This window comes from Halalkalibacter wakoensis JCM 9140 (assembly GCF_000513095.1).
Lineage (GTDB): Bacteria > Bacillota > Bacilli > Bacillales > Bacillaceae_D > Halalkalibacter > Halalkalibacter wakoensis.
In genome coordinates this window covers 26,178-50,150 of record NZ_BAUT01000021.1, presented here as the reverse complement: position 1 = coordinate 50,150, position 23,973 = coordinate 26,178, and the positions used below count along the sequence as shown (strand labels likewise).

Here is a 23,973-nt window from a genome sequence, read left to right as displayed (position 1 = left end):
CATGAACGTCTATGTATACAAAAAGCGTCTGTTCACCATTGATACAGTCTAACGTTTTATAGATGATTTATGTGATTACGATTGGCAAAAATAAAACAGACAAGATTATAAATCAAGAAGGCATAACAGGCCTTCTTGATTTATATTATGATAAGCACTTTTTAAATCGTCACATCTTACACATTACGAAACCGACAATCCATACTTTAAAATATCAATTTTCGAATCAATGATCTCATCCATTTTATCAGGTTGATTCGTAAAGCGAAAAAAGAAGCTCATTTGAATAATGTCAACAATCATGGATGCTGCAACGAATGAATGTACACGACGTACCTCATCTCTGCTCATTAACCGTTCTATTACAGCCGATGCCTTATGAATAAGCTCATAGCCTTCCGTGTGAATCCACTGATGAAGATCCTTTGAAACAAACTGAAAGTTGTAATAAAGCCACTCAATCTTTTTCTCATGACTTGTTAGTAACTCCTGAACCGTTACTTTTATTTCACCTAAAAGTTGATCAAATGTATCTGCACACTCAAACACGTGTAATACTTTTTCCAATACGAATGAAATGCTGCTTTTTATAGAATGAGAGAACAATTCTTCTTTACTTGAGAAGTATTCATAAATTGTACCTTTGCCGACTCCTGAGCGAATCGCAATTTCCTGAATCGTTGCTTTTTCAAAGCCGACGTCTAAAAAGACGTCAGCTGCTCCTACAAGGATTTGCTCGGGTTTATTAGATCTCTTCCGCAATCTCATCCTCTCCTGCATGCTTATTTTTACGAGTAAATAGCCTCTTAACACCGTTTGTTAAGTTATCAATGATAACATACATCACCGGTACAAGAACAAGAGTGAAGAAAGTAGAAGAAAGTAAACCAAATACAATAACAATCGCCATTGGTTGCTGAGTTTCTGCTCCTTCGCCAATACCTAGAGCAATCGGAACCATCGCTAGAGCCGTTGTTAATGTGGTCATTAAAATCGGACGTAGACGGCTTTTTCCAGCTTCGATAATAGCTTCGATTCTGTCCATTCCACGTTCACGCAAAATATTAATGTAATCCACGAGAATAATCCCGTTATTAACAACGATACCGGCGAGCATGATTAGCCCGATAAAGGCTGGCATACTAAGCGACGTATTCGTGATAAACAATCCTAAAATAACCCCAATAATCATCGTTGGTAGTGAGAACATAATGATAAACGGATACGTAAAGGATTCAAATTGAATAGCCATTACGACATATACTAGGAAAATTCCTAATACTAAGGCTAAGGCTAACTGTCCAAAAGCTCCATCATCTGTTCCGTTTCTCCACCCATTGAAACTGAGTAGCCATCAGGTACATTTATTCGGTTGATTTCAGCTTGTATGTCTTGAGAAATACTTCCTAAATCCCGTCCGCGAATGTCACTAGTGACGTTTACTTGGCGAACTTGATCACTACGGTTAATTTCAACTGGACCTTGAATTTGTTTTAATTCAGCAACAGCGGAAAGAGGCACATCAACGCCTTGGTTGTTACGAATGACAAGTGTTTCTAAATCACGAATCGTTGTGCGTTCTTCTGCTGGCAGAGATACCGTTACATCGAATTCGTCACCAGCTTCACGGTAATACGTAGCTGTCTGACCAGCAAAACCAAGTCTAACTTCATCCATTACTTGACGGTATGAAAGACCAAATTGATTCGCTGTTTCACGATCTACGACAACTTGAACTTCTGGTCGACCTTCTCCAGCTGAACTTTCAACATTCGCTGTGCCAGGAATCCCTTCAAGGATCCACTCTACTTGCTGACCTAAATCACTTAAAACATCTAAGTCATCACCAGAAATTTGGACTTCAATTGGCGAACCGCCCCCCATACCTCCAGCAGCTGTAACGACAATTTCTGCCCCTGGGATATTCGAGATTAACTCATCCACTTCTGCAACAAACTCTGATGTCGTGATCTCTCTCTCTGTTGAGGGAATCATATCAATAAAGAACTCAGCCAGATGAGAGTTAGCAACTTGCTCAAACCCACTTGAACCACCGATTGTCGCAAACATCATATTGACAACATCACCATACTGACTAGTAACGCGCTCAGAAATCACTTCAGCCACGGCCTCAGTTTCTGCAATATCGGTTCCTGTTTGAAGCTCAACAGATATCGAAACTTGACCATCATCTGCTTCTGGCATGAATTCAAAGCCGACGAACGGTATTAATGCTAAAACACCGATGAACGCTGCTATAATTGCTGCTATTACCGTTTTACGGATGTGTAAGCACTTCTGTAAAAATGAACCATATACATCACGTATTTTGTTCAATAGTCGATCAACGAGTCCAGGATTCTCATTACCATCAAAGGAAACCTTCACATTTCCTAATAGTTTCGATGAGAGCATCGGAACAATCGTTAAAGCGACGAGCAATGCCATCGATAGCGAGAACACAACCGTTAATGCTAACGGACGGAACATCTCAGCTGCAATTCCATCAACGAAGACGATAGGTAAGAACACAACAGCTGTTGTTAAGGTTGAAGCAACAACGGCCGAGGCAAGCTCTGATCCCCCTTCTTTCGCTGCTTCTTTAATCGATAAGCCTTGTTCACGCTTTTTAAAGATATTTTCGAGGATAACAATCGAACTATCAACCATCATCCGATCCCTAACGCCAGTCCCCCCATCGAGAGAATATTAAGTGTTTCTCCCATGAAGTACATCAGAATAAATGTTGAGATAACCGCAATTGGCATCGAAATTCCGATTACTAATGTCGTACGAATATTACGGAAGAACACTAACAAGATCGTGACAGCAAGAATTCCCCCAATAATTAAGTTCAACATAACAGAATCAATCGTATCACGAATGAAGTCTGCTGTATCAATGGCTACGTTCAGTTCTAAGCCACGTTCAGCCATTTCTGCTTGCATGCTCTCAACTCGATCAAGCATGCCATTAGACACACTTACCGTATTGGCATCAGACTGCTTCATTACTGAAAAGACAAGCGCATCTTTCCCATTAACACGAGAATAAAGTTCTTGATCTTTAAAGGTATCTTCCACATTCGCTACGTCTCTAACTCGAACGGTTCCACCTTCATTTAACGCAATTTGTGTGTTTTCAATGTCAGAAATCGACGTATATTCACCGTCAATACGTAGCTGCATTTCTTGCGTTCCACGAATAACAGTCCCTGCGGAAATCGCTTGATTTTCAGCACCTAATGCCTGAACAACTTGACTTCCCGTTAATCCAAAGGACGCTAGACTTCCTTGGTCAAGGTTGACACGGATCTCACGCTCAATTCCACCTTCAAGGCCTACAGAAGCGACACCATCCACACGTTCAAACCTTGGTTGGATATCATTTTCTGCAAGCAACTGAAGTCGATCAAGAGTCGTATCCTCAGCTGTTAAGCTAACCCACATCACAGGTGTAGCCGTTGGATCAATTCGCATCGCTCGTGGGGAACCAGCATCATCTGGCAACGAACCTGCGACACGATCGATCCCTTCACGTATTTCATTGATTGCACTATCAATATCTGTCCCAAAATCAAACAGTAATAACACCAAAGACGAGTTCGGTTGAGAGATGGACTGAATCGAATCAATTCCATCTAGTCCACTGAGTGCATCCTCAATCGGCCTTGTGACGAGCTCCTCTACTTCTTGCGGTGCGGCTCCTTGATAAGAAGTCGTAACAACTGCAATAGGTAGGTCCATCTCTGGAAATAAGTCTACAGCTAAATCTCGGAGTGTTACCATCCCTAAAAGAAGAACAGTAATTACAACCATGATAACCCCAACAGGTCGTTTTATCGACGTTTCAACTAACTTCACAGCATTACTCCTCCTCTACTACTTGAACTAAGTCCCCATCATCAAGGAGGTTTTGTCCTCTAATGATTACACGATTACCTTCATTTACATCTCCGCTTACCGCAGTATAATCCGTATCATAGCGAATCACTTCTACATCTTTACGTACAGCAATGCCGTCTTCAACAATATAAACAAACGTTTCTCCAGAACGATCAAGAATCGCTCTTGTTGGTACAATGACACTATCTTGTGCTAATATTTCATCTAATAAAATCGACGCTACCATCCCAGGACGTAATGAACGTTCACTATTATTAATTTCTGCCTCTACTGTAAAGAGACCAGAACCCGCACTTGTTGATGAAATATAAGTAATTTCACCTGATAGTAATTCATCTTGTCCAGCTACTCGAATGTCAACAACATCTCCACGTTCGAACAACATAAGCTGCTCAGCTGTTACATTGACACTTACTTTGACATTGTCTAACGATAAAATCTGAGCGATTGGTTGGTTGCTAACGAGTTCGCCTAATTCCGCATCCAGAGCAATGATCTCACCTGATGAAGGAGATTTGATCACTTTATCATCTAACGCTTTTGTGCTTGCTCTAACGCAAGCTCTGCTTGTTCGACACCAGACTCTGCTTCACGAATGCCAATTTCAGCTTCACGTACAGCAGATTGTGACGTTTGCACACCTACTCGTGCAGAATCAACTGATGCTTGGATTGAAGCTAAGCTCACTTCACTACGTGCTTGTGATTCAGCAAGTTTTACTTGATCTAAAGCAATCTTCGCACGACTTTCGGCATTCACTGCATCTTCGTACTGCTGTGTAGAAATTAATCCATCATCATAAAGAACTTTCATTCTTTCCAAATTCTTTTTTGATTCTTCGAAAGCTAACTCTGCATTTCGAATGTCTAAATCCATATTGCTTATGTTATTATTACGTTGCTCTCTAGCCTCTTGAAGCTGTGCCTCAGCCTGACGTAAGGAAGCTTCTGCTTGAGTCACGCTTCCTTGAGCAGAGGAACGACCCGTTTCGGCGCGTTGCAACGCTGTTTGAGCTTGACGTAGACGAGCTTGCTCCTGCTCCACGGCATTGCGCTCATCCGAATCATCAATGCGTGCAATGACGTCGCCACGTTTAACAACATCACCACGTTGTACATTCAACTCTACCAACTCTCCGCCAGCTTTCGGAACGACGTTGACTTCATTTTCAGAAACAATCGTCCCTGTAATTTGGTTTGTTCCATCTAAATTTCCAAACCTTACTTCCCCCACTTCAACAGGTGTTTCACGCACCTCTTGAAATACTTCTTCCGTATTGCTACAACCTACTAAAATACCTGCAACAACGACAGAAGAAACCAAACCTTTTAGCGAAAAGATTTTTTCCATAATTTCAATACTTCCTCTCTTTGAATCTTTTAAATAACATTTTCTGACTGACTGGTCGGTTCTAAGTTTACCTTTTTTATTCTAATTGATTAGTAGTGTAGGTGCAAGGGAAAAGGTACGCGATTTGAAAGTTTTCGTCTATTCTTTATAAATTGGACTCACCCCTTCGTATCAGCTTCTTTTTTATCTTATTCATCTTCGTGCAACTTATGTAACCTTGACTATTTTAACAAAAATCATGAGAACACATGAATCAATTTCATCGTTTAATTTTGAAGTATAAAACTGGATTTAGATCCAATCCTCTCCTTCCATCCGTCCAAACCTCCACCAACGAAAAAATGGAGCTGCCTCTCAAACTAAGAAACATCCCCACTTAATCACTTCTATTTCCAGAAAAATATTGATGGTCTTTCATTCATTTCCATATCAGATCCACTTACATAACCGAAATCAACGAAGTAGATCTTCCATTCATTCTTGTCTTTTCTTAAATAATACGTATTTTCATAAGATCCAAAACTATGTGAACCAGAGCCATAAAGCTCAGTATACACCTCTAGCATCCCGCCTGTTAATTCAACGACAGCAAATCGGTCGGTTGCTTTCAAGACATGTATGTCAGGTTCTTCTATCAATGTAAAATCTAAGCGATCATACGAGTGATACAGATCCCACGCATTGTCTACCGATTGATCCGATAGTGTTTTGAAATAACCTAGAAAACGTTGTTCATTATGGGCATGCAATTCATCAATGTTTCCCGATCCTACTAATTCATTCTCTCGTTCTTCGCTTGAGAGAATAACATTTTTAAAAAACTCTGCATCAGGTACATCCCATTGCTCTTGCTCAAGTGCACGGAACAGCATTACTGCTGCATGTGCTCTCGTTGCTGATTCACTTGGTCGGAATTGATCATTTCTGTCACCTTGAACGAGGCCAACTGAACTAGCTGCATCAATTTCTGCTTTAGCCCAGTTCTGATCAGTGACATCATGGAATGTCCTTGCTTCACCTGAGAAATCAATCGTATTCTCAAAAGCGCGGACAATCATCGTTACGAGTTGATCTCGCCTTATCTTTTCGTTCGGTTGAAAGGAACCATCTTTCGTCCCTTGGATAATGCCATGCGAACTTGCAATCGCAATCTCTTTCTTCATTGCATGATTGTCAGAAACATCTGGAAAACGCTTCGCACTACCTTCTCGTTCTTCTAATCCTAACGCTCGTACTAGAATAGCTGTAAATTGAGCGCGCGTAATATCTGCATCTGGATTTAAATACGTTTGCCCATTCTCATTTTGGTACCCTTTAAACACATCAGCTAAAAGAAAATCTGTCAATTCTCTCTCTGCCCAATGATCAAATACATCAATGGCATAATAATGATCGGTTGTTCTCTCATCAGCTGAAGCAAGAGGTACTTGTGCAAATGAAATGGCTGCGATACAGATGGCAATCAACCACGCCGTCCGTTTTCTCATCATACAGTGCCCTTTCCTTATTCAACAACTAGATGTGTTAAGAAGTCATTGCCTTGTAAAACTTCAATATCAACGACATGATCTGCATATTTTGCAAGAAGCTCTTCCCCGTATTGTTGAGCTAGTACTTCCGCTGCGTCCACATCTACACCTTCATTTACAAACATGGAAACAAGCACGTAGCCATCATCTGTAACATAAACCATTGCTTCATCAACATTTTCTTCTGCTTCCATTTGTTCAATCATTTCTGCGTCCGTTTCATCAGGAGCGCTGCTTGACTCAAGCTCTAGTTCAACTGCTTCTTCTGATTCTTCTTCTGTCCCCTCTACTTCTTCAGCCTCATCTAACTCGACTTCAACCACTTCTGCAACTTCTTGCTCTTCTGCTTCTTCCCCATTTGAACATGCAGATACTAAAACAAGAGAAGCTCCTACTAATAATGCTGTATGCAACTTTTTAAATTTCTTCATCCATGTTCTCTCCTTTTGTACTCTTTATCTATCTTTCTTGTAATCAATATAGTTTCTTAGTATTGTATCAGTCAAGCAGTAACCGACAAGTTTCTACAGTCAACATTTCCCAAGAAAGGGAATTGATTTATTTTCTCCCCTCATAGATGACGACATTCGACAATAGTGTTAAAATATACAAAATACGTTATTTAAGAATAAATGAACCTTTGTTCAAAGGAGGATTTCTTACAATATGCTTTCATTTTTCAAACGAAAACATACGGATGAAGAGCTGCAGCGTACAGGTGGGGAAAGTAATGTTGCTGCTAGTAACATAGACGAAAACATTGCGGAACCAACAAATGAAATGGTGGAGCCAGAGTTATCGCTTCACCCAAGTTGGAATGTCACAAAGGAAGAAGCATATGTTTATCGTTTCTTACATTTTGACTGTCCGCCAATGAAACGAAATCAACTCGCTATATCAGGAATTGAGGTTGTTGAAGAACGCGGTGGATTGCATGTATCAGCTTTCATTCGTAATAGTTCAAAGAAAACAATTACGTTCGGTGAAAAAACACTCGTCCTTCTTGGCCGTAACGGAGAACAAGTCGCACGTTCTCGTTTCGATTTAGCCGAAATAGGCGAGCTTCCTCCTGAAAGCAGTCGTCCTTGGCACTTCCTTTTTGAAGGGGAGGACCTTTATCAAAAGAACGGTGCACCTGAAAATGGTTGGCGTTTAACATTTGAAGAACGTAACATTCCAAAAGAACACCAACTTGATGTAACAGAAGAATGGGCAGCATTTCTTGGAGAAGAAATGGTCGATCAGCTTCAACAATTTGTGAAGCAGCTTCGCCCACTTCAAAAGAATGAAATTAACCTATTTGGCTTCCAAGCAGATGAAGACAAATACGGTGCCATTCAAGCTGTTGCCTTAATGCGTAACGGAAGTGAAGAAAATATTAAAGTAGACAAGCTAACCTTACAATTAGAAGATGCAAACGGCGACGTCATTTCCGTTGGACAGTTTGACCTTGGCGATTTCACGGTCAAACCGAATACAAGTAAGCTATGCCGCTTTATTTTCCACGAACTACGCCAAAAAGAATATGATCTTTCTTCTTGGACACTTAAAATGCCAAAACCAGAAGCGAATTAAAAAGGATAGCGTACAAAAGTCCAACCTCGAGTTTGAGGTTGGACTTTTTCGATAAAAAGCAAAAGGTCAAAGACCGACCTTTAATGATTCTACTTTTCTACTTTGCGATGGCTTCGCTCATTGCACCAATATAGTAAAAAAAGGTCAGACTACGACCTTTTTTTCTATATCTTAAAATCCTTGGCTTGGAACGTGGCCTTCTTGGAATAATCTAAATTCTTCTTTAGCTTCCATATAGTCTTTTTGGGCTGATGCTAGTTGCATGTTTGTGTTTAATAAGTTTAAACGCGCATCTTCTACGTCTGAGAATGTTGACATGCCCTGTTCGAATGAACGATTTGCCGCTGCATACAGCTTTTCCCCTTGCTTAACATTTTCTTCATGCAAGCGAATCGTATTTTCTAAACGTTTTAGATTATCGGTAAAGCTATAAGCTAGAATTTCTAAGTTTTGACGTTGTTGGCGTAGTTGTAAATTCCAATAACCTACTTCTCTTTCAAGGTAGACTGGCAATGTATCGTTTCCTACGACAAAGTTGTCACCAGTTACGACTTCATGTCCTTTTGTATATGCTTCTAACATTTTCTTCGTGAATCCTAGTGATCCATGGTTATTAAATATTTTTTGTTTAACAGCATCAGCATTTAGCTCACCTTGTGGAATGAACGTTAGTTCTGGTACCATGATTTCAATATCAGCTGGAATGCTTTGATCAAGTTTTTGGTTGATTTGGTATTTCAATTGATCAAAGTTTTGTTTCGATTCATCAAAAGAAACTTGAGCCGAGTTGACACCGATTTCTGCTTGAACGACATCATTTTGTGAGACTTGACCTTGTTGATGCTGCGTACGTGTATTTCTCAAGTCACGCTTAGCTAACTCTAAATTCGTTTCGTTTACTTCCATTTGTCGCTCTAACAGCCAATAATTAAATAGCTGCGCATAAGAAGCTGATTCACGTTGCAATTCGCCACTTAAAATTTGATAATCGTCTTGCTGATCGTTTGCTTGTCTCTTTAACGGTTCAACATGAGTACGATAAGCGGCTGGCCATGAGCTCGCATTTTGATTTCCTGCTGGCGGTGTATAACCAGGTGCTGGCGTAAACGCTGTTCTCCATCTGTCTAAATCATCATCTTCTAACGTAATCTCCGTTTGAAGGTCATTTTCTTTCATAATATCAACCGCATCTTGAACGGTTAATCGGTTATACAACTGTTCAGCGAATGAACTTAGTGGAGCCGCAATAAGAACACCCGCAAGCATGACTGTACCAATGGTTGAGTACTTCTTTGTTTTGCTCATAGTTACTTCCTTTCTAGCTTATATTCTCCTAATTTTATGTACGATCAAAACTGACTGACTGGTCGGTTCTTGTATTTATTATAAACTTAGATAAATTTGGCGTCAATGATAGAATTGTGAATTCGACCAAATTATAGAATTGAAATTGAAACCAATAAAATAACTTTTTTCGTTACATTGAGAGAACCAAAAAAGAATTAGCGAGAAAAAAACTACTATTCCCAACTAACTCTTATCGTATCTGATTACTCTTCATTTGGAAACAATTGTATTTCTAAAATTACATCATTATCTTGTAATACTTCTAAATCAACATAGTGGTAAGGATATTTTTCCTTTAAAATTGGTGTATACTCATCGAAAAGACCCTCTGCATCTTCTTCAACAAGCTCACCATTCCCTACAAAAGTTACAAGCAAATACTCTTCATTCATTAAATGAACGATTGCATCATCGACATTTCCGTCTTCTAAAATTTGTGTTGTTAATTCTTGATCCACGTAAGGATACTCCTCAATAACCTCTTGTTCAACTGTTTCTTCATCTGAACAAGCGGCTATAACGGCAACAAACATAAGAATCAATACAAAAACCAATCCACGCTTTGCTACTTTCATCGTATGTGTTCCTCCTTGGTGTAGTTATCAGTCCTTATCCGATAATCGAATCTCGTCTTCTTCCTCTTCTTGCAAGTCAAATGCACTCTTGTAAACCGTCTCTGTTTTTCCAAGTGAAATCGACACTCGGTTTAAATGATCTTCCATTTTTGGTGTAACTTGATTCTGCATAATTTGATAGAAACTGTATTGTCTTGTCGTTTCAATCTCTTTCCCTTCTTCATAAGGCACCGATTTCCCTTGGATACTCAAGCGCCATGCTGCAAGATCCACCTTCTGTGCCATAAATGATTCATTTGGGAAGAAGAAATACCAAAAATGAACTTCGTTTGGTTTTAGTTCTGGTAGATTGGCTTTAGCCATATACCCGCCTGCAACCATTTCGTCGTTCACATCGTATAGTTGAAACTCTAAATGCTTGTCCTCTACACTCTCTTGTGTTGTATTAAACAACAAGGCAAATACGAGCAAGCCACCTTCTTGTACTTGCAAGTCTAACCCAATGATGCCCGCTTCACCTTCTGGTAAGCTAACACCTGTTATCATTTCATTTATTTTCCGAACTTCTTGTAATGGTACTAGTTTCATATGTTCATCAGTAAAAATCGTTTTGTATTTTCCCGTTTCGTACATAGTCATGAATTGCTCCCCCTTCCATTTCTTTATCTACTATACCAAACGTATAACTGATAGAAAAGAGAGAAGCAGTCTTATTTTATTGGAAATTATAAGCACAGAGAGGCTGGATGTTGATCCAAGTCGTCACTTCGGACATACACTTCCCTTTCTAAGGGCGGCTGGTTGAGCCTCCACGTGCTGACGCACAGTGGGGTCTCACCCCTGCCTTCCTCCCGCAGTCATCCATGAAGCGCAAAAATCAGCGCTTCACCCCATAAAGATGAAAATATACTAAGTTGTGTAAGCTGGTTCCAGAAAAATCCGAACGATGTTGAATCATTCGGATTTCCATTTGATTAGAACCTTTTTGTCAAGCAGCTCTTCTCTATTTATTTATCGAATTGGTACGGTTATTTCTGCTCCTTGGTAATTTTCAACAAAAGGAGTGATATAATGGTGTGAGGCTGGGTTTCCATTTGTTTCAAGTAGGGATTGTCTTGAAACGATACGGAAATCACTCATCCGATGACGATCAAGGTCAAAACGAATCATGGATCCATCAAATACATTCACTCTATCTCCTGATTGAGTGCGACCGAGGCTATCAACTGGAAGACGACTATAACTAAAGTTTCCGACTACCGTAAATAATTCGGTTTCCGTTCTTCCTGATGAACCAGATTGCACATAAAGATAACCTGGCTGCTGCTGCCAACGTGGTAGGACTGAAACGGTGACGCTTCCGGCCTTTACCTCACCGACAACGTCACCACTACCATTTAGGGCTGAAATGGTATACTCATGAATGCCAGCTGGTAAGTCAATCGCACGACGATAAGCATTCCCATCACTTTCCTCTAAAGGTTTAGTCAACGTCACTTCCTCCTGAGATCCACCTTCTAAGTCAAAATTGATCTGGATTTCCTTAACAACATCAATCGCTTCAGCGTCTAGTTCTGCCTCCATTACAACTCCACCAGTGATCGCTGTAATCGACCAATCAACAAAAGCATCGTCAATGGTGATCGGATTTGACCCTTCTTCATTCTCATCTTCTCCATCATTTACAGAACCACCGTCCGTTGGTTCTTCAGGCTCTGATGATTGATCAGGTACGTCAAATGAATTAGACCAATTGGATGAACCAAAAGATACTAGATCCACCTCATGCCCTACTGGTCCAGCAAGTGGGATCACGGTTGCGACAAAACTTCCTTCAGCCAAATCATTGAACGTCGCTGTAAAGTTGCCGTTTGACACATTGACCACTTCTGAATAGCCAGTAGAAGAAGCCGCTACTTCTGAGCTTTCAACATCATCTTCTTCCACCTTCACACGAACGCGATTCACATCACTCGCTTCACCTGAAACAGTGACTGTTCCGTCTTGAACCTCGGTGTTAGATGAGAGATGGTTGGCTGAGCGATTGTAAAGGTTGATACTTCTCTCTCACCATATTGATCTCCTGAAGAAAAATCGATCCCCGTTACAGACACTTCATGGTCACCTGGCGGCAGATCGGTAAAGTCAACAGAAAATCTGTCTCTCCTCACATCCACCTCTTTTTTCCATACGTCATGAAACGCCTCACGAATCGTATCATCTAGATTTGGATCAAACTCAATCTGAGCCATCACACGGTTTAAGCCTTCTGTTCTACCATTTACCGTCAGATTTTGGCCATCTTTGCTCACTTGAAGATCTTTGACTAACGGTTCACCGATGTCAAATTGCCCTTCTCCATCAATCTCAACTACATCTAGTGCTGAGACTCTAACCTCATAGCTACCTTCCGATAATCCATCAAAGTAAGCGGAGTACTTGCCATCAATAACATCTACTTCTCTATTAATATTAGCCTCGCTTACTTGTATTCGTACCTTCTCTATCTCTCCTGAAACTTCACCGCTAATCGTGACATGTTGGCCATCCACTTCGGTTAAAACCGTCACACTTGGCTCAACAATCTTTTCAATTTCGGCACTTTCAGCCAAACTTCTCACACTACTACTCCTAACATTTTGAGAACCTAGACTAGTAAAGACAAACGGAGACGATAGACTATTTGGAGCGTATCCTCGGAAATGACGGTCTCCATGCTCCACAACTCGATTGTTGCTTACATCAAGAGTCACTGGCTGATAGCGTTGGTTCCGGTCATCACGAACAGTAAACTCAGCTAAATCAAAATCACGGACATCGCTTCCCCAATCAAACTGATTATAAACTGGAATTTGTTCCACAAAAAGATCATGGCCACGAAGCCCAATCGTGCTCATATTTTCAATCGTAAACGTAAAAATACGTTGGTTTGATGTATTCGGTGCCGTCCGGTTACTAGAATGTTGAAGACTAACAAACGCTGAAGTATCACGATAATTCAAACCAGCTAAGCGATTTCCACCAGTCCCAGTCGGTTCAACCGTATCAGTAAACGGCCGATCAAGAGAGAGACGAACATTTGAATCGTTTCCACGCGCATCGATATCACTTACATGTAAGTTTAACGTTTTCGATAAATCAGTTGCGCTACTCATTCCTGTTGACAAAATATCGGCACGAATATAGTATGATTTCCGGTTTTGAAGTCCTGGTTTAATCGTATAGTTACGATCAAAATCAAACTCAATTTCTGAACCATCTCGACTAAATGTTCCTGCCGCAACAGGGGTATTACTGCCAACTTCATACAAATTCGGTGCAGCTAACAAATTATCTAACCGACCGTTCATTCCTTCTGCTGATAACAAACTATTATTAATATCAGCCGCTGACACGACTATTTCATCGACACGCATTTCCTCATGTTCTGCCTCTAATCGGAAAGCACCAAGAGGAGCTTGGCGAAGCGTATCACTGATGGAATACGCATAAATTCGTTCGGAAGCAGGAACACGATCGACTTTCCACAATCCACCCGCAATAAGACGTTTGTATTGAGGAGAACTCGGTAAAGCAGAGTCCAACATGGTGCGGTTTCGTTCACGTGTTTCTTCTAAATCAAATTCGACAAACGAAAGCCTGGCATCTATTTCTGCATCAGCGAACGTCTCGTTTCTTGTAGAACGAACGCGGAGCTGGATGGTTTCTTTCGCTCCACGTTCTACATACCAGTTAACCCGATCAAAATCGAGTGTGAATGTATCCCCTGAGACGTTGCTTATCGTTTCAGAACCAATAATCATGTTGTTTTTAGGATTATAAATCTCAACCGCCGTAATGAGATCACTTATGTCATAGCCACCTTTTACATTAAGATCAACCTTCATATTTGTAATCGTCATGTCCTCGCCAGGTGCAACTAAATCATATTCACGAACAACCCCTGGTGCACTTGATGTTGCGACAACTGATTGACCTTGCCGCGGTGTACTCGAGCTAATCGTCAAACGGCTATTTCCAGACGTTACATCAAACGAATTTGATAGAAAAACACTTCGTTCATTCTCATTTGTTCGTAAGCTCGCACGAACATTATGACCGCTATTTTTTCCTTTCGCGACAATGTCATACGCCTCTTCAATTTCAAAGCGACTAAAACTTTGCGCATCTGTCGGATCTCCCCTTAACGCAAACGTTTCAGCCGTGACCGATCAATCTCAATCTCTTCCTCTTTCAGATCAAAGACAACTTTTTCACGGTCAGCGAACCCTTGAACAGGAATGCGCGTTCCACCATTGCTGCGATATAAGTATAGATTTGCAAATGAATCAACGTCAAAGTTGCCCCCATAAATGATCACTTTCTCAAGGCGAACTCCTTCTCCTGAAGGCTGTAACGTAAACTCACCCAGCTCTTCCTGTGTATCACCGACTTCGACATCCACCCGTCTATTACTGCCACGAACTTCTAATGTACCAACGTTACTATGAACAATCGAGAACGAGTTACCGACAATCGGAAAACTTCCATTTAATTTCGTATTCGCTGTAAACGCATCAACACTTTCAATCGCAAATTGAACGGTAGCCGTAATGGCTGACGAATGGGCTTCTAAACTAACGGCGACCGTAAATTCTTTCGTTGTATGTTCTGGAATACGCACAGAGCGGCTTAAGCGAACAACATTATCTTGATTCACCGTTCCGACCGTAATCACCATTCCGTTTTCATCTAATAAATACACTTCTTCAATATGATCACGTGCATGAGCGGTACCGAGTTGACGAAGCTGAGTGGAACGGAGTTGAATCTCTTCCTCACCAGCTGTCACTTGAAAACGAAACACTTCATTTAAAGGGGTTCCCAATCCGAGCGAGCGTGAGGAAGGTTGGTTATGATTCGTCACTTCCCCAGGTCTCCCTAACAACTCATTAGACAGTTCATACGTCCGTTCCTCCGCCTGAACACCCTCTCCGTCAACGACAATGACGTACGTACCTAATTCAAGTGGATCCGTTACGAGTTCAAACCGACCAGCACGATCTACTGAGACAACCTCTTCAACAAGAGGCTGACCAGCACGATGATCCTGTCGATACACACGAATAACCACTTCCCTTAGTCCTTCTGTCTGCCCAGAAAGATAAAGCGAGTGATTGGCATTTTGATCTAACTCAATCGAAAAGATGGAAGCTTGCTTACTAGGCTCAGGCAAACCAACTTCCTCAATCGTTCGGTGCATCAACATCGCAAAATGCTCACGATATAATGGTTGATTCGGACGAAATGTTCCATCTGAATAACCATTAATAAGCCCTAAATTAGCCATTAACGAAACATTGCTCGTATGTGAGCCTGCATTGTCAGAGAACGGATAAGGCGCGTTGCCCGTCAAATTAAAGGCCCGAGCGATAACGGTTGCTGCCTGCGCACGAGTGAAACTCCCACCAGGATTAAACTGACCACCACGATTAAAGAAACCAGCCTCTACCGCTGCGGCAATTTCATTATAGTATTGATGGGAAAGAGCAATATCTTGGAAGCCTGGATCCTTTACATTCCTCGTATCTAAGTTAAAGGCTCTTGTAAACATAACAGCTGCTTGCTGACGAGTAATTTCAACACGTGGACGAAACGTTCCATCAGGATACCCCGTAATCACTCCTAAACTAACAAGTTCATGAATGGCTTGATAGCTTTCCCGCGCTTCACTGATGTCGGAGAATTGTGTCTGGGCGAGGGCTGTATCAGATGGAACAGCAACGAAAACCGTTGAAGCAACGACTGAAGCCGACGTCATCGTTGCTAGGAATTGTTTGTATTTTTTTCTCGGGGGCTTGTTCATTATGATTCTCCTTTGCTGGAAAGTATGTTGTTATAAATATATGAAGCTTTCAAATCACTAATACGTAATCTTCTGTTCTTATGTATCTTTATTGTATCAAGAGAGTGGGGAAAATGTTATTGGTTATTTACTTATTTTTACTGAAATACGATGAAAAGGCCATTAAGATTTACCCCTCAATGGCCTTATAAAGGTATCTAATTTAAGCCTTTTACCAATTTTAGTGAAGTGGAACCACTTTGAATAGAAACTAATACGCATTCTTATTAATAAACCCATTAATAATAGTCTTAAAGATAATCTTGATATCTAAGACAAACGTCCAATTCTCAATATAAAATATATCACAATTAATTCGGTCGAGAATAGACGTATCTCCTCTTAACCCATTTACTTGAGCCCAACCTGTAATCCCTGGTCTTACATGATGTTTAATCATGTATTTAGGAATTTCCTCTTTAAACTGATTTACAAAGTGTGGACGCTCTGGTCTCGGCCCGACAACACTCATGTCTCCTTTTAAGACATTAATGAACTGAGGCAATTCATCAAGACTAGTTTTCCTTAAAAATGTTCCTAATTTCGTTTTCCTTGGATCATCATTTGTCGTCCATTGCGTATTTGATTCAGTTACAGGTTGATGCTTCATCGAACGGAACTTGTACATATAAAACGTTCGTCTATTTAATCCTACTCTTTCCTGTTTAAAGATTACAGGTCCTGACGATGTCAATTTCACTAAACACGCGATCAAGAGTAAAAGTGGACTGAAGAAGATGAGAACTGTTAACGAAAAGGCAACATCAAATCCTCTTTTAAACAAACGATTCCTCAGCTCATCTAACGGAACATCCCGAACATTGATTAACGGAATATCACCAAGTACGTCAAACTGTGGACGTGCAGGCAAAACATGATAAAAGTCTGGAATAATCAACGTTCGTACTCCTACCTTTTCACATATATCAATAATCTTCGTATACTTTTTATGCGCATCTAAAGGTAGTGCAATGACTACTTCATCAATCATACTATGTTGATTTAGTACTTTTTCTAAATCATCGAGCTTCCCAAGAATTTTGTGATTATCGTCCTTACTTTCCAAACGATAATCATCTAAAAAACCAATTACCTCTAATCCCATATCAGACTGTTTCTTAAGACTCTCAGAAAATTGCTTTCCAAGCGAACCTGCTCCAAGAATAAGAACAAACTGTTTATTGTACCCTTTCTTTCGTAACGTTCTTAAAACACTTTTCACCGCAAAACGATAGACGGAAAGAAAAATAACATTTCCGACAAGGAAATAGACAAGAAATTCCCTCGATAAATCCATTTCTCTAAATGTAAAAAGCATACTTAACAAAAGCATTACCGAAAACAAATGTACTTGAACAATCTTCATGAACTCGGTTAAAAAGTTTTTCTTTCGTTTCGGAGAATACAGAGCAAATGCATAGCCTAATATAATCGCGATCACACCATAAAACAAAACTCGTAACCCATAGTATTGAATAGATAAATGACCTACTTGATCGGCTAATGGCGAGACAAACTTCAGCCACCAAGCAAGTAAGAACGAAACAAAGAGGACCGCAACGTCAAATAAGACGTATAGTTGTGTTAAAAATTTCTGGTTTTTACGAATCATATAATCACCTTTGTTTTCTTAATCGGTTCATCGCTAAAGCAAGAGCGCCTTTTGCAGCAATCCCTGCATAAACAGTAGCATTTACTAGTAAATTATATTTCTTATGAAAATGCTTCCTATGAAATAAGTACATCGCCCGGTGAAATTCATAAACAATTTTACGTGGCTTTCTGCGGCTACTTGCACCCTTATAATGAATAATTGACGTTTTCGGGTAATAATAATTGTCCCAGCCAGCCTCTTTAATCCGGTAGCACCAATCAATATCCTCACCATACATAAAGTACTCTTCATCAAGAAGTCCTACATCGTTAATTATTTCTCGCCTTACAAGCATGAATGCTCCAACAAGACAATCAACTGGATAATCATCATTCTCGTCTAAATGCCCCATATGATACTGGTTAAAACGAGAGCTATTGGGGAAAAGCTTTGCCAGTCTCGTAAAGTAATAGAATGAAGCAGCCGGTGTCGGAAAACCACGGCGGCATGCTTTATCTAACGAACCATCAGGTAAGACCACTTTGCAGCCGCTCGCACCAACAGATGGATGGTTATCCATAAATTCAAGCATCACATCAAATGTGTCCTCTTGAACAACCGTATCCGAATTCAGAAGAAGCAAATATCTTCCTTTTGCTACCTTTAAGCCAATATTATTGGCTTTCGAGAAGCCTTCGTTCTCCTTATTTTGAATACATCGTACTTGTGGAAAACGTTCTTGCACGGCTTCTATTGTTCCATCACTCGAAGCATTATCAACTAATATGATTTCAAATGTATACTTTGTTTGTGAGGAATAGATGGATTGAATCGCTTCTATCGTTAGTTTTTTTGTATTATAGTTGACGATAATGATGCTAAGATCCATTAAATTCACCAGTATTTCTATTATAAATTTCGTCGCATAAGGAATAGATAGATAAGGCCTATGTTTCTAGATAGACCTTTCATATAGAATTGATACGTAACCATTGTAAGCAAACGTTTGCTTCTTGAGGCACTTTCTAAGCGAATAAAAGCTCCGAGCATTTGCCTCGTATTCTTTGAAATATCTAAAGAGTACTTTTCTAGAAAAGCCCTTGTTTGTTTTACTTTTTTCCCAACCACTTGCTGATTAATTTTATCTAACAATGGTTTTAATTTAAATTTCTTTGCGCCAACTACATTTTCCTGATGTTGCCGGTAATGAATCGTCGGCTCCTCCACGACACCAACTTCTCCAAAACAAGCGGCAACCATTGCTAGCCACCAATCATGCATAATGGCTTCTTTCGGAATCGGAAGTGCTTTTTCTACTAACGACCGATTGACCATAACCGTACAGCCTGTTACAACATTTTGCAGTATGATCTCATGCAACTGCGACCGCTGTGGATCAATGTTTTGAAACTTCCAAAAAGAGTCAGCAATAGGCTCTAACTTGTCATCCACAACAAATAAATCAGTGTGGACTAATATTGGAGTAGATGATGTCGCTTTTGATTCTAACGTTTTCATTTTAAGAAGCGTTCGTTTGATTTTATCTTCTAACCAAACATCATCTTGGTCCACAAACATAAAGTACCCAAACTGTTCATCTCTTGCTAAAGCGTACTCAAGCAATGTTGAGAAGCTATGTGAGACACCTACGTTTTCCTTTGCATCTTCATTAACAAAAACAACATTTATATGTTTCGTTGCATATTCATTTATCATTGTACACGTCTCGTCAGATGAACCATCATCCCGAATAAAAAGAACAAAATGGGTATGACTTTGCATAAGTAATGAATTCAAAAGCTCTCTTATATACGACTGACCATTATACGTAGATAAGAGTAAAGCTATTTTATTATGCATTTTTATTCCTACCTTAATAAGATTTAACCTATTATTAGTTTAACTAACTATGTATAGTCGGTAAAGGTAAAAAAAATACCAAATGCATTACCGGCATCTGGTATATTATCGTTCTATTAAAAACTCCCTCAATGCCTCTCTCCAATTCCGAAGTGGTTGAAACCCATTCGAACGAATCATAACATCATCAAGCAGCGAAACCTTAGGCCTTATCGCAGCAGTTGGGAATTGTTCTGTTGAAATTGGCTTAACAGTAACTGGGAGTTCTGCCTCTTTAAAGATGGCTTCAGCAAACTCATGCCACGTACAATGGCCTGAATTAGAAGCATGATAAACCCCATACTTCTCACTACTGACTAATTCCAACAGAAAACTAGCTAAATCTTTTGTATAGGTGGGCGCACCAAACTGATCATTGACAACAGAGACTTCCTCTCGTTCCTTCCTTAACCGAAGCATCGTCTTCACGAAGTTCGGCCCGTTCGATCCAAAAACCCAAGAAGTTCGTACAATGAAATACTTTGACGAAAGCGTTCTTGTCAATTCTTCCCCAGCAAGCTTTGACTTCCCATAAATACTTACTGGATTTGTTTGATCGTACTCTTGGTATGGTGTACTGCTTGTCCCATCAAAGACATAATCTGTGCTAATATAGCAAACTTTAGCCCCGACTTTCTCCGCACACACAGCAATATTTCGTGAACCGTTGGCATTGACTTGATAAGCTTTTTCAACCTCAGTTTCTGCTAAATCAACTTTCGTGTAGGCAGCGCAGTGGATAATGACATCTGGGGAAATGGTGCTAATTTCCTTATTTACTTGTTCGAATGATGTAACATCAAGCTCATTTTTACCAAAAGCGTATACATTGTGGCCTTGTGCTTTCGCTAGTAAGGTGACATCCTGCCCTAGCTGACCACTGGCACCTGTTATGAGAATTTTCATGGCATCCACCTAGATTTTTCCGTACTGCTTTTCATAATACTCTTGATATTCACCACTAATGATTCGTTTCCACCAATCTTCATTCTCGACATACCAGTCAATCGTTTCTTTCAAACCGTCTTCAAATGTATACTTCGGCTGCCAACCTAATTCCTGTTTTATCTTAGTTGCATCAATCGCATAGCGACGATCGTGTCCTAAACGATCTTGAACATAATCGATCAACGTTTCAGATTTCCCTAAATGTTTTAATATTCCTTTGACGATTTCAATATTCGTCAGTTCATTATTTCCACCGACATTATACACTTCTCCACTTTTCCCTTTGTGAAGTACTAAATCAATTGCTTGGCAGTGATCCTCAACATGAAGCCAATCACGAATATTTAAACCGTCACCATAAATAGGTAAAGGTTGATTAGCTAACGCGCGACTAATCATTAAAGGAATTAACTTCTCTGGAAATTGATGAGGTCCATAATTATTGGAACAACGAGTAATCATAACTGGTAAGCGATACGTCTCATAATAGGCTCGTACAAGTAAATCAGCCCCCGCTTTACTTGCACTATAAGGACTATTCGGAGATAGTGGAGTTGTTTCATGAAATAATCCTTCTTCTCCTAGTGAACCATACACCTCATCTGTTGAAACTTGTACAAACTTTTCTACACCATACTTTTTAGATGCGTCTAATAACACTTGTGATCCTAAAATATTTGTACGAGTAAAAATGGCTGGATCATGAATACTTCGATCGACATGAGATTCTGCAGCAAAGTTAACTACTGTGTCTATGCCTTTCTGAAAAATCTCCTCGACAAATTCTACATCAGCTATGTCACCTTTTATAAATTGATAATTTTGGTGCTTTTCAATAACTTGTAAGTTTTCTAAGTTCCCTGCGTAGGTTAGTGCATCAAGATTGATGAAGTCATACTGAGGATATTTTCCAATCATATAACGAATAAAATTACTTCCAATGAAACCCGCTCCACCTGTAACAAGTAATCTCATTTTAAACACCCTCTATAAATAAAATTATGCTCCGCATCTTCAAAACTCGGATGCTTCTGATCTTTTTCAGATAAAATAGGGTTCGAAGTCGGCCAAGGAATGTTTAACGTCGAATCATCCCAAGCAATCCCCCGATCATTTTCTGGAGAGTAATATTCATCTACTTTATAAAAAACTTGTGTATCTTTCACTAACGTACAAAAACCATGAGCAAACCCTTTTGGGACTAATAATTGTCTTTTGTTATCTTCACTAAGAATATAACTTTCCCATTCACCAAAGGTCGGTGACCCTTGCCGAAGATCAACAATCACATCGTAAATCGCCCCAGCTAGAACCCGAACTAATTTGGCTTGAGCGGCTGGATTGAGTTGATAATGAAGTCCACGAAGAGTTCCTGATTCAGATGAAAGCGAGTGATTGTCTTGGACGAAGTGATTTGTTACACCTTTTTCTGCAAACAGTTTATGATTGTAACTTTCTGTGAAGAAACCACGCTCATCGCCAAATCTTCTAGTTTCTAATAAAATAATATCTTGAAATTTTGTCGGATAGATTTTCACACCAACACCACCATTTTCTTCATCTCACTACCATTTAGGTCATCAAATTGAACAGATACTTTCCAAACTCATTATTCTTAAGCTGACTAGCTAAACGTTGTAACTGGATATCATTTATATATCCTAATCGATAAGCGACTTCTTCTAGACAGGCAATTTTTAACCCTTGGCGCTTTTCCACTGTTTCAATAAAGAGTGATGCTTCTAATAAAGATTCATGCGTTCCTGTATCAAGCCAGGCAAAGCCTCTACCAAGTAGTTCTACCTGTAACTTTCTTTCTTCTAGATAAACCTGGTTAATGTCCGTAATCTCTAGTTCTCCTCTTTCAGAAGGTATCAATTGTTTTGCAATATCGACTACATGATGATCATAGAAATAAAGCCCCGTCACAGCATAGTTAGACTGTGGTTCATTCGGCTTTTCAACAATCGATGTGACCTTATTATTTTGATCAAAGGCAATTACACCATAACGCTCTGGATCTTTTACCTGATAGCCAAAAACGGTAGCACCACTTTTGCGTGAAGCAACGTTTTTTAACAAACCAGAAAAGCCATATCCGTAAAAAATGTTGTCACCTAGAATTAATGAAACCGAATCCGTTCCTATAAATTCTTCTGCTATTAGAAAAGCCTCCGCAATCCCTCTTGGCTCTGATTGAGCAGCATAGGTAAACGATACTCCTAACTCTTCACCCGTTCCTAATAGTTGCTCAAATCTTGGTAGATCATTTGGTGTTGAAATAATCATGATTTCCCGAATACCTGCTAGCATTAAGACGGACAACGGATAATAAATCATCGGTTTATCATAAACAGGTAATAACTGCTTTGATACAACGCGGGTTAACGGATATAAACGGCTCCCGCTTCCTCCTGCAAGTACGATTCCTTTCATAACTTACTCCTATCAACGTTTATAATATGAATAGACCATTTTATAAAAATTGTTCCCTAGAAACGTACACATATAGGCAAACAATAGTTTAGATGACTTTTTATATTTTTTTATTGCTTGTTTAAAAATGGTTCTACCTTTTTTAACTTTGCCAGCTAAACATAGGTTATGACCATACGAAAAAAGAAAGGAAGAAACATATTCAAGGCCCGCATCCATAAATAATTGTTTATGCTTCTCCCAAATTTTCTCGTAAGCAATAACGATTTTCCCTTGATTTGAAGAGATGCTCCCCTCTGTATAAAAAACGTCCACAAGGGGTTCATCAATCCAAATAAAAGGGTATTTTGTTGATAACCGTAACCAAAGTTCCCAGTCTTGAAAACGTGGCATATCTTCTGCAAAGAAACCTTCACTTTCTAAACAGTTTCTGTGAACAAGAACGGTCTGTGTTGATATAAAATTCCCGAGGAGTAACTCTTTATGAATATAGCCTTGCTTCTGTCGGCCATCTTCCCCTGGTATATATTCTTCTATTCCATCCTTATGACGAATAAAACTAGTATAGATTAAAGAAGAACTTTGGCTATTCATAGCTGCTTTAACTTGCTTTTCTAATTTATCAGGTGCCCAATTATCATCACTATCTTGAAAAGCAATCCACTCCGCTTTCGCTTCTTTAATCCCTGTATTTCGGGCTGCGGCAGCTCCTAAATTCTGTTTATGAGTAAGACAACGGATTCTTTGATCCTCTATTTCCTGAACTACTTGAAGCGTATGATCTATGGAACAATCATCAATAATAATCAGTTCAAAGTTTGAGTAGGTTTGTTTTAGTATACTTTGAACTGCATCTTCCACGGTATCTTGTCGGTTATAGACAGGCATAATAATGCTAATAAATAATGATTCAGTTTGTTTCATTTTCAGC

The 23,973-nt window shown here is 39.7% G+C and carries 21 protein-coding genes and 1 pseudogene; 1 reads left to right on the top strand and 21 read right to left on the bottom strand.

Going from position 1 to position 23,973, the window contains the following annotated elements:
* Nucleotides 1–183: 183 nt before the first annotated feature.
* The 6 genes and pseudogenes from JCM9140_RS22500 to JCM9140_RS10305 form a co-directional block, all read right to left on the bottom strand.
* Nucleotides 184–762: a TetR/AcrR family transcriptional regulator gene (locus JCM9140_RS22500; RefSeq protein ID WP_052002186.1), complete on the bottom strand. Its 579-nt coding sequence runs from the start codon at nucleotides 760–762 to the stop codon at nucleotides 184–186.
* A pseudogene (locus tag JCM9140_RS10325) lies at nucleotides 746–3,818 on the bottom strand (efflux RND transporter permease subunit). The gene JCM9140_RS22500 and the pseudogene JCM9140_RS10325 overlap by 17 nt, the downstream one beginning before the upstream one ends.
* A gap of 49 nt (nucleotides 3,819–3,867) precedes the next feature.
* Nucleotides 3,868–4,428 (bottom strand): efflux RND transporter periplasmic adaptor subunit, encoded by a 561-nt coding sequence (locus JCM9140_RS10320; RefSeq protein ID WP_034745708.1) that lies wholly within the window; start codon nucleotides 4,426–4,428, stop codon nucleotides 3,868–3,870.
* An 8-nt stretch (nucleotides 4,429–4,436) separates the two neighbouring features.
* Complete coding sequence (locus JCM9140_RS10315; RefSeq protein ID WP_034745705.1) at nucleotides 4,437–5,255, bottom strand: HlyD family secretion protein; 819 nt, start codon at nucleotides 5,253–5,255, stop codon at nucleotides 4,437–4,439.
* A gap of 386 nt (nucleotides 5,256–5,641) precedes the next feature.
* Nucleotides 5,642–6,745: an S-layer homology domain-containing protein gene (locus JCM9140_RS22495; RefSeq protein ID WP_052002185.1), complete on the bottom strand. Its 1,104-nt coding sequence runs from the start codon at nucleotides 6,743–6,745 to the stop codon at nucleotides 5,642–5,644.
* A 14-nt stretch (nucleotides 6,746–6,759) separates the two neighbouring features.
* On the bottom strand, nucleotides 6,760–7,215 hold the full coding sequence (locus tag JCM9140_RS10305) for a hypothetical protein (RefSeq protein ID WP_034745703.1): 456 nt from the start codon (nucleotides 7,213–7,215) through the stop codon (nucleotides 6,760–6,762).
* A gap of 235 nt (nucleotides 7,216–7,450) precedes the next feature.
* Between JCM9140_RS10305 and JCM9140_RS10300 the strand changes: the two genes are divergently transcribed.
* A complete protein-coding gene (locus JCM9140_RS10300; RefSeq protein ID WP_034745701.1) occupies nucleotides 7,451–8,359 on the top strand; it encodes an accessory Sec system S-layer assembly protein in 909 nt (302 codons plus the stop codon).
* Nucleotides 8,360–8,530: 171 nt separating this feature from the next.
* On the opposite strand, the gene JCM9140_RS10295 is transcribed toward JCM9140_RS10300, so the two are convergent.
* The 15 genes from JCM9140_RS10295 to JCM9140_RS10230 all read right to left on the bottom strand — a co-directional run bounded on the left by JCM9140_RS10295 (nucleotide 8,531) and on the right by JCM9140_RS10230 (nucleotide 23,966).
* On the bottom strand, nucleotides 8,531–9,664 hold the full coding sequence (locus JCM9140_RS10295; RefSeq protein WP_034745698.1) for a TolC family protein: 1,134 nt from the start codon (nucleotides 9,662–9,664) through the stop codon (nucleotides 8,531–8,533).
* A gap of 245 nt (nucleotides 9,665–9,909) precedes the next feature.
* Entirely contained in the window at nucleotides 9,910–10,281 is a 372-nt protein-coding gene (locus JCM9140_RS10290; RefSeq protein WP_034745695.1) for a hypothetical protein, read from the bottom strand.
* Between the two features lie 27 nt (nucleotides 10,282–10,308).
* A complete protein-coding gene (locus JCM9140_RS10285) occupies nucleotides 10,309–10,920 on the bottom strand; it encodes an SLAP domain-containing protein (protein WP_034745692.1) in 612 nt (203 codons plus the stop codon).
* Between the two features lie 372 nt (nucleotides 10,921–11,292).
* Entirely contained in the window at nucleotides 11,293–12,249 is a 957-nt protein-coding gene (locus tag JCM9140_RS10280; RefSeq protein ID WP_034745689.1) for a hypothetical protein, read from the bottom strand.
* Nucleotides 12,246–14,288, bottom strand: coding sequence for a hypothetical protein (locus JCM9140_RS10275; protein ID WP_034745686.1), 2,043 nt, complete (start codon nucleotides 14,286–14,288; stop codon nucleotides 12,246–12,248). Before JCM9140_RS10275 ends, JCM9140_RS10280 begins: the two co-directional genes overlap by 4 nt.
* A gap of 17 nt (nucleotides 14,289–14,305) precedes the next feature.
* A complete protein-coding gene (locus JCM9140_RS23695) occupies nucleotides 14,306–14,449 on the bottom strand; it encodes a hypothetical protein (RefSeq protein WP_156314845.1) in 144 nt (47 codons plus the stop codon).
* Between the two features lie 15 nt (nucleotides 14,450–14,464).
* Complete coding sequence (locus tag JCM9140_RS10270) at nucleotides 14,465–16,126, bottom strand: S-layer homology domain-containing protein (RefSeq protein ID WP_034745684.1); 1,662 nt, start codon at nucleotides 16,124–16,126, stop codon at nucleotides 14,465–14,467.
* Nucleotides 16,127–16,376: 250 nt separating this feature from the next.
* Complete coding sequence (locus tag JCM9140_RS10265; RefSeq protein WP_034745681.1) at nucleotides 16,377–17,777, bottom strand: undecaprenyl-phosphate glucose phosphotransferase; 1,401 nt, start codon at nucleotides 17,775–17,777, stop codon at nucleotides 16,377–16,379.
* A gap of 4 nt (nucleotides 17,778–17,781) precedes the next feature.
* Nucleotides 17,782–18,648 (bottom strand): glycosyltransferase family 2 protein, encoded by an 867-nt coding sequence (locus JCM9140_RS10260; protein ID WP_034745678.1) that lies wholly within the window; start codon nucleotides 18,646–18,648, stop codon nucleotides 17,782–17,784.
* A 20-nt stretch (nucleotides 18,649–18,668) separates the two neighbouring features.
* A complete protein-coding gene (locus tag JCM9140_RS10255) occupies nucleotides 18,669–19,619 on the bottom strand; it encodes a glycosyltransferase family 2 protein (protein ID WP_034745675.1) in 951 nt (316 codons plus the stop codon).
* 105 nt (nucleotides 19,620–19,724) lie between these two features.
* Entirely contained in the window at nucleotides 19,725–20,564 is an 840-nt protein-coding gene (rfbD, locus tag JCM9140_RS10250; protein ID WP_034745672.1) for a dTDP-4-dehydrorhamnose reductase, read from the bottom strand.
* Between the two features lie 9 nt (nucleotides 20,565–20,573).
* On the bottom strand, nucleotides 20,574–21,581 hold the full coding sequence (gene rfbB, locus JCM9140_RS10245; RefSeq protein WP_034745669.1) for a dTDP-glucose 4,6-dehydratase: 1,008 nt from the start codon (nucleotides 21,579–21,581) through the stop codon (nucleotides 20,574–20,576).
* Nucleotides 21,578–22,144, bottom strand: a complete 567-nt coding sequence (gene rfbC / locus JCM9140_RS10240; protein ID WP_034745666.1) for a dTDP-4-dehydrorhamnose 3,5-epimerase — start codon at nucleotides 22,142–22,144, stop codon at nucleotides 21,578–21,580. Before rfbC ends, rfbB begins: the two co-directional genes overlap by 4 nt.
* A 34-nt stretch (nucleotides 22,145–22,178) precedes the next feature.
* Nucleotides 22,179–23,042 carry a glucose-1-phosphate thymidylyltransferase RfbA gene (gene rfbA, locus JCM9140_RS10235; protein WP_034745662.1) on the bottom strand — a complete coding sequence of 288 codons (864 nt, stop codon included), beginning with the start codon at nucleotides 23,040–23,042 and terminating at the stop codon, nucleotides 22,179–22,181.
* A gap of 12 nt (nucleotides 23,043–23,054) precedes the next feature.
* On the bottom strand, nucleotides 23,055–23,966 hold the full coding sequence (locus JCM9140_RS10230) for a glycosyltransferase family 2 protein (RefSeq protein ID WP_034745659.1): 912 nt from the start codon (nucleotides 23,964–23,966) through the stop codon (nucleotides 23,055–23,057).
* Nucleotides 23,967–23,973 lie beyond the last annotated feature (7 nt).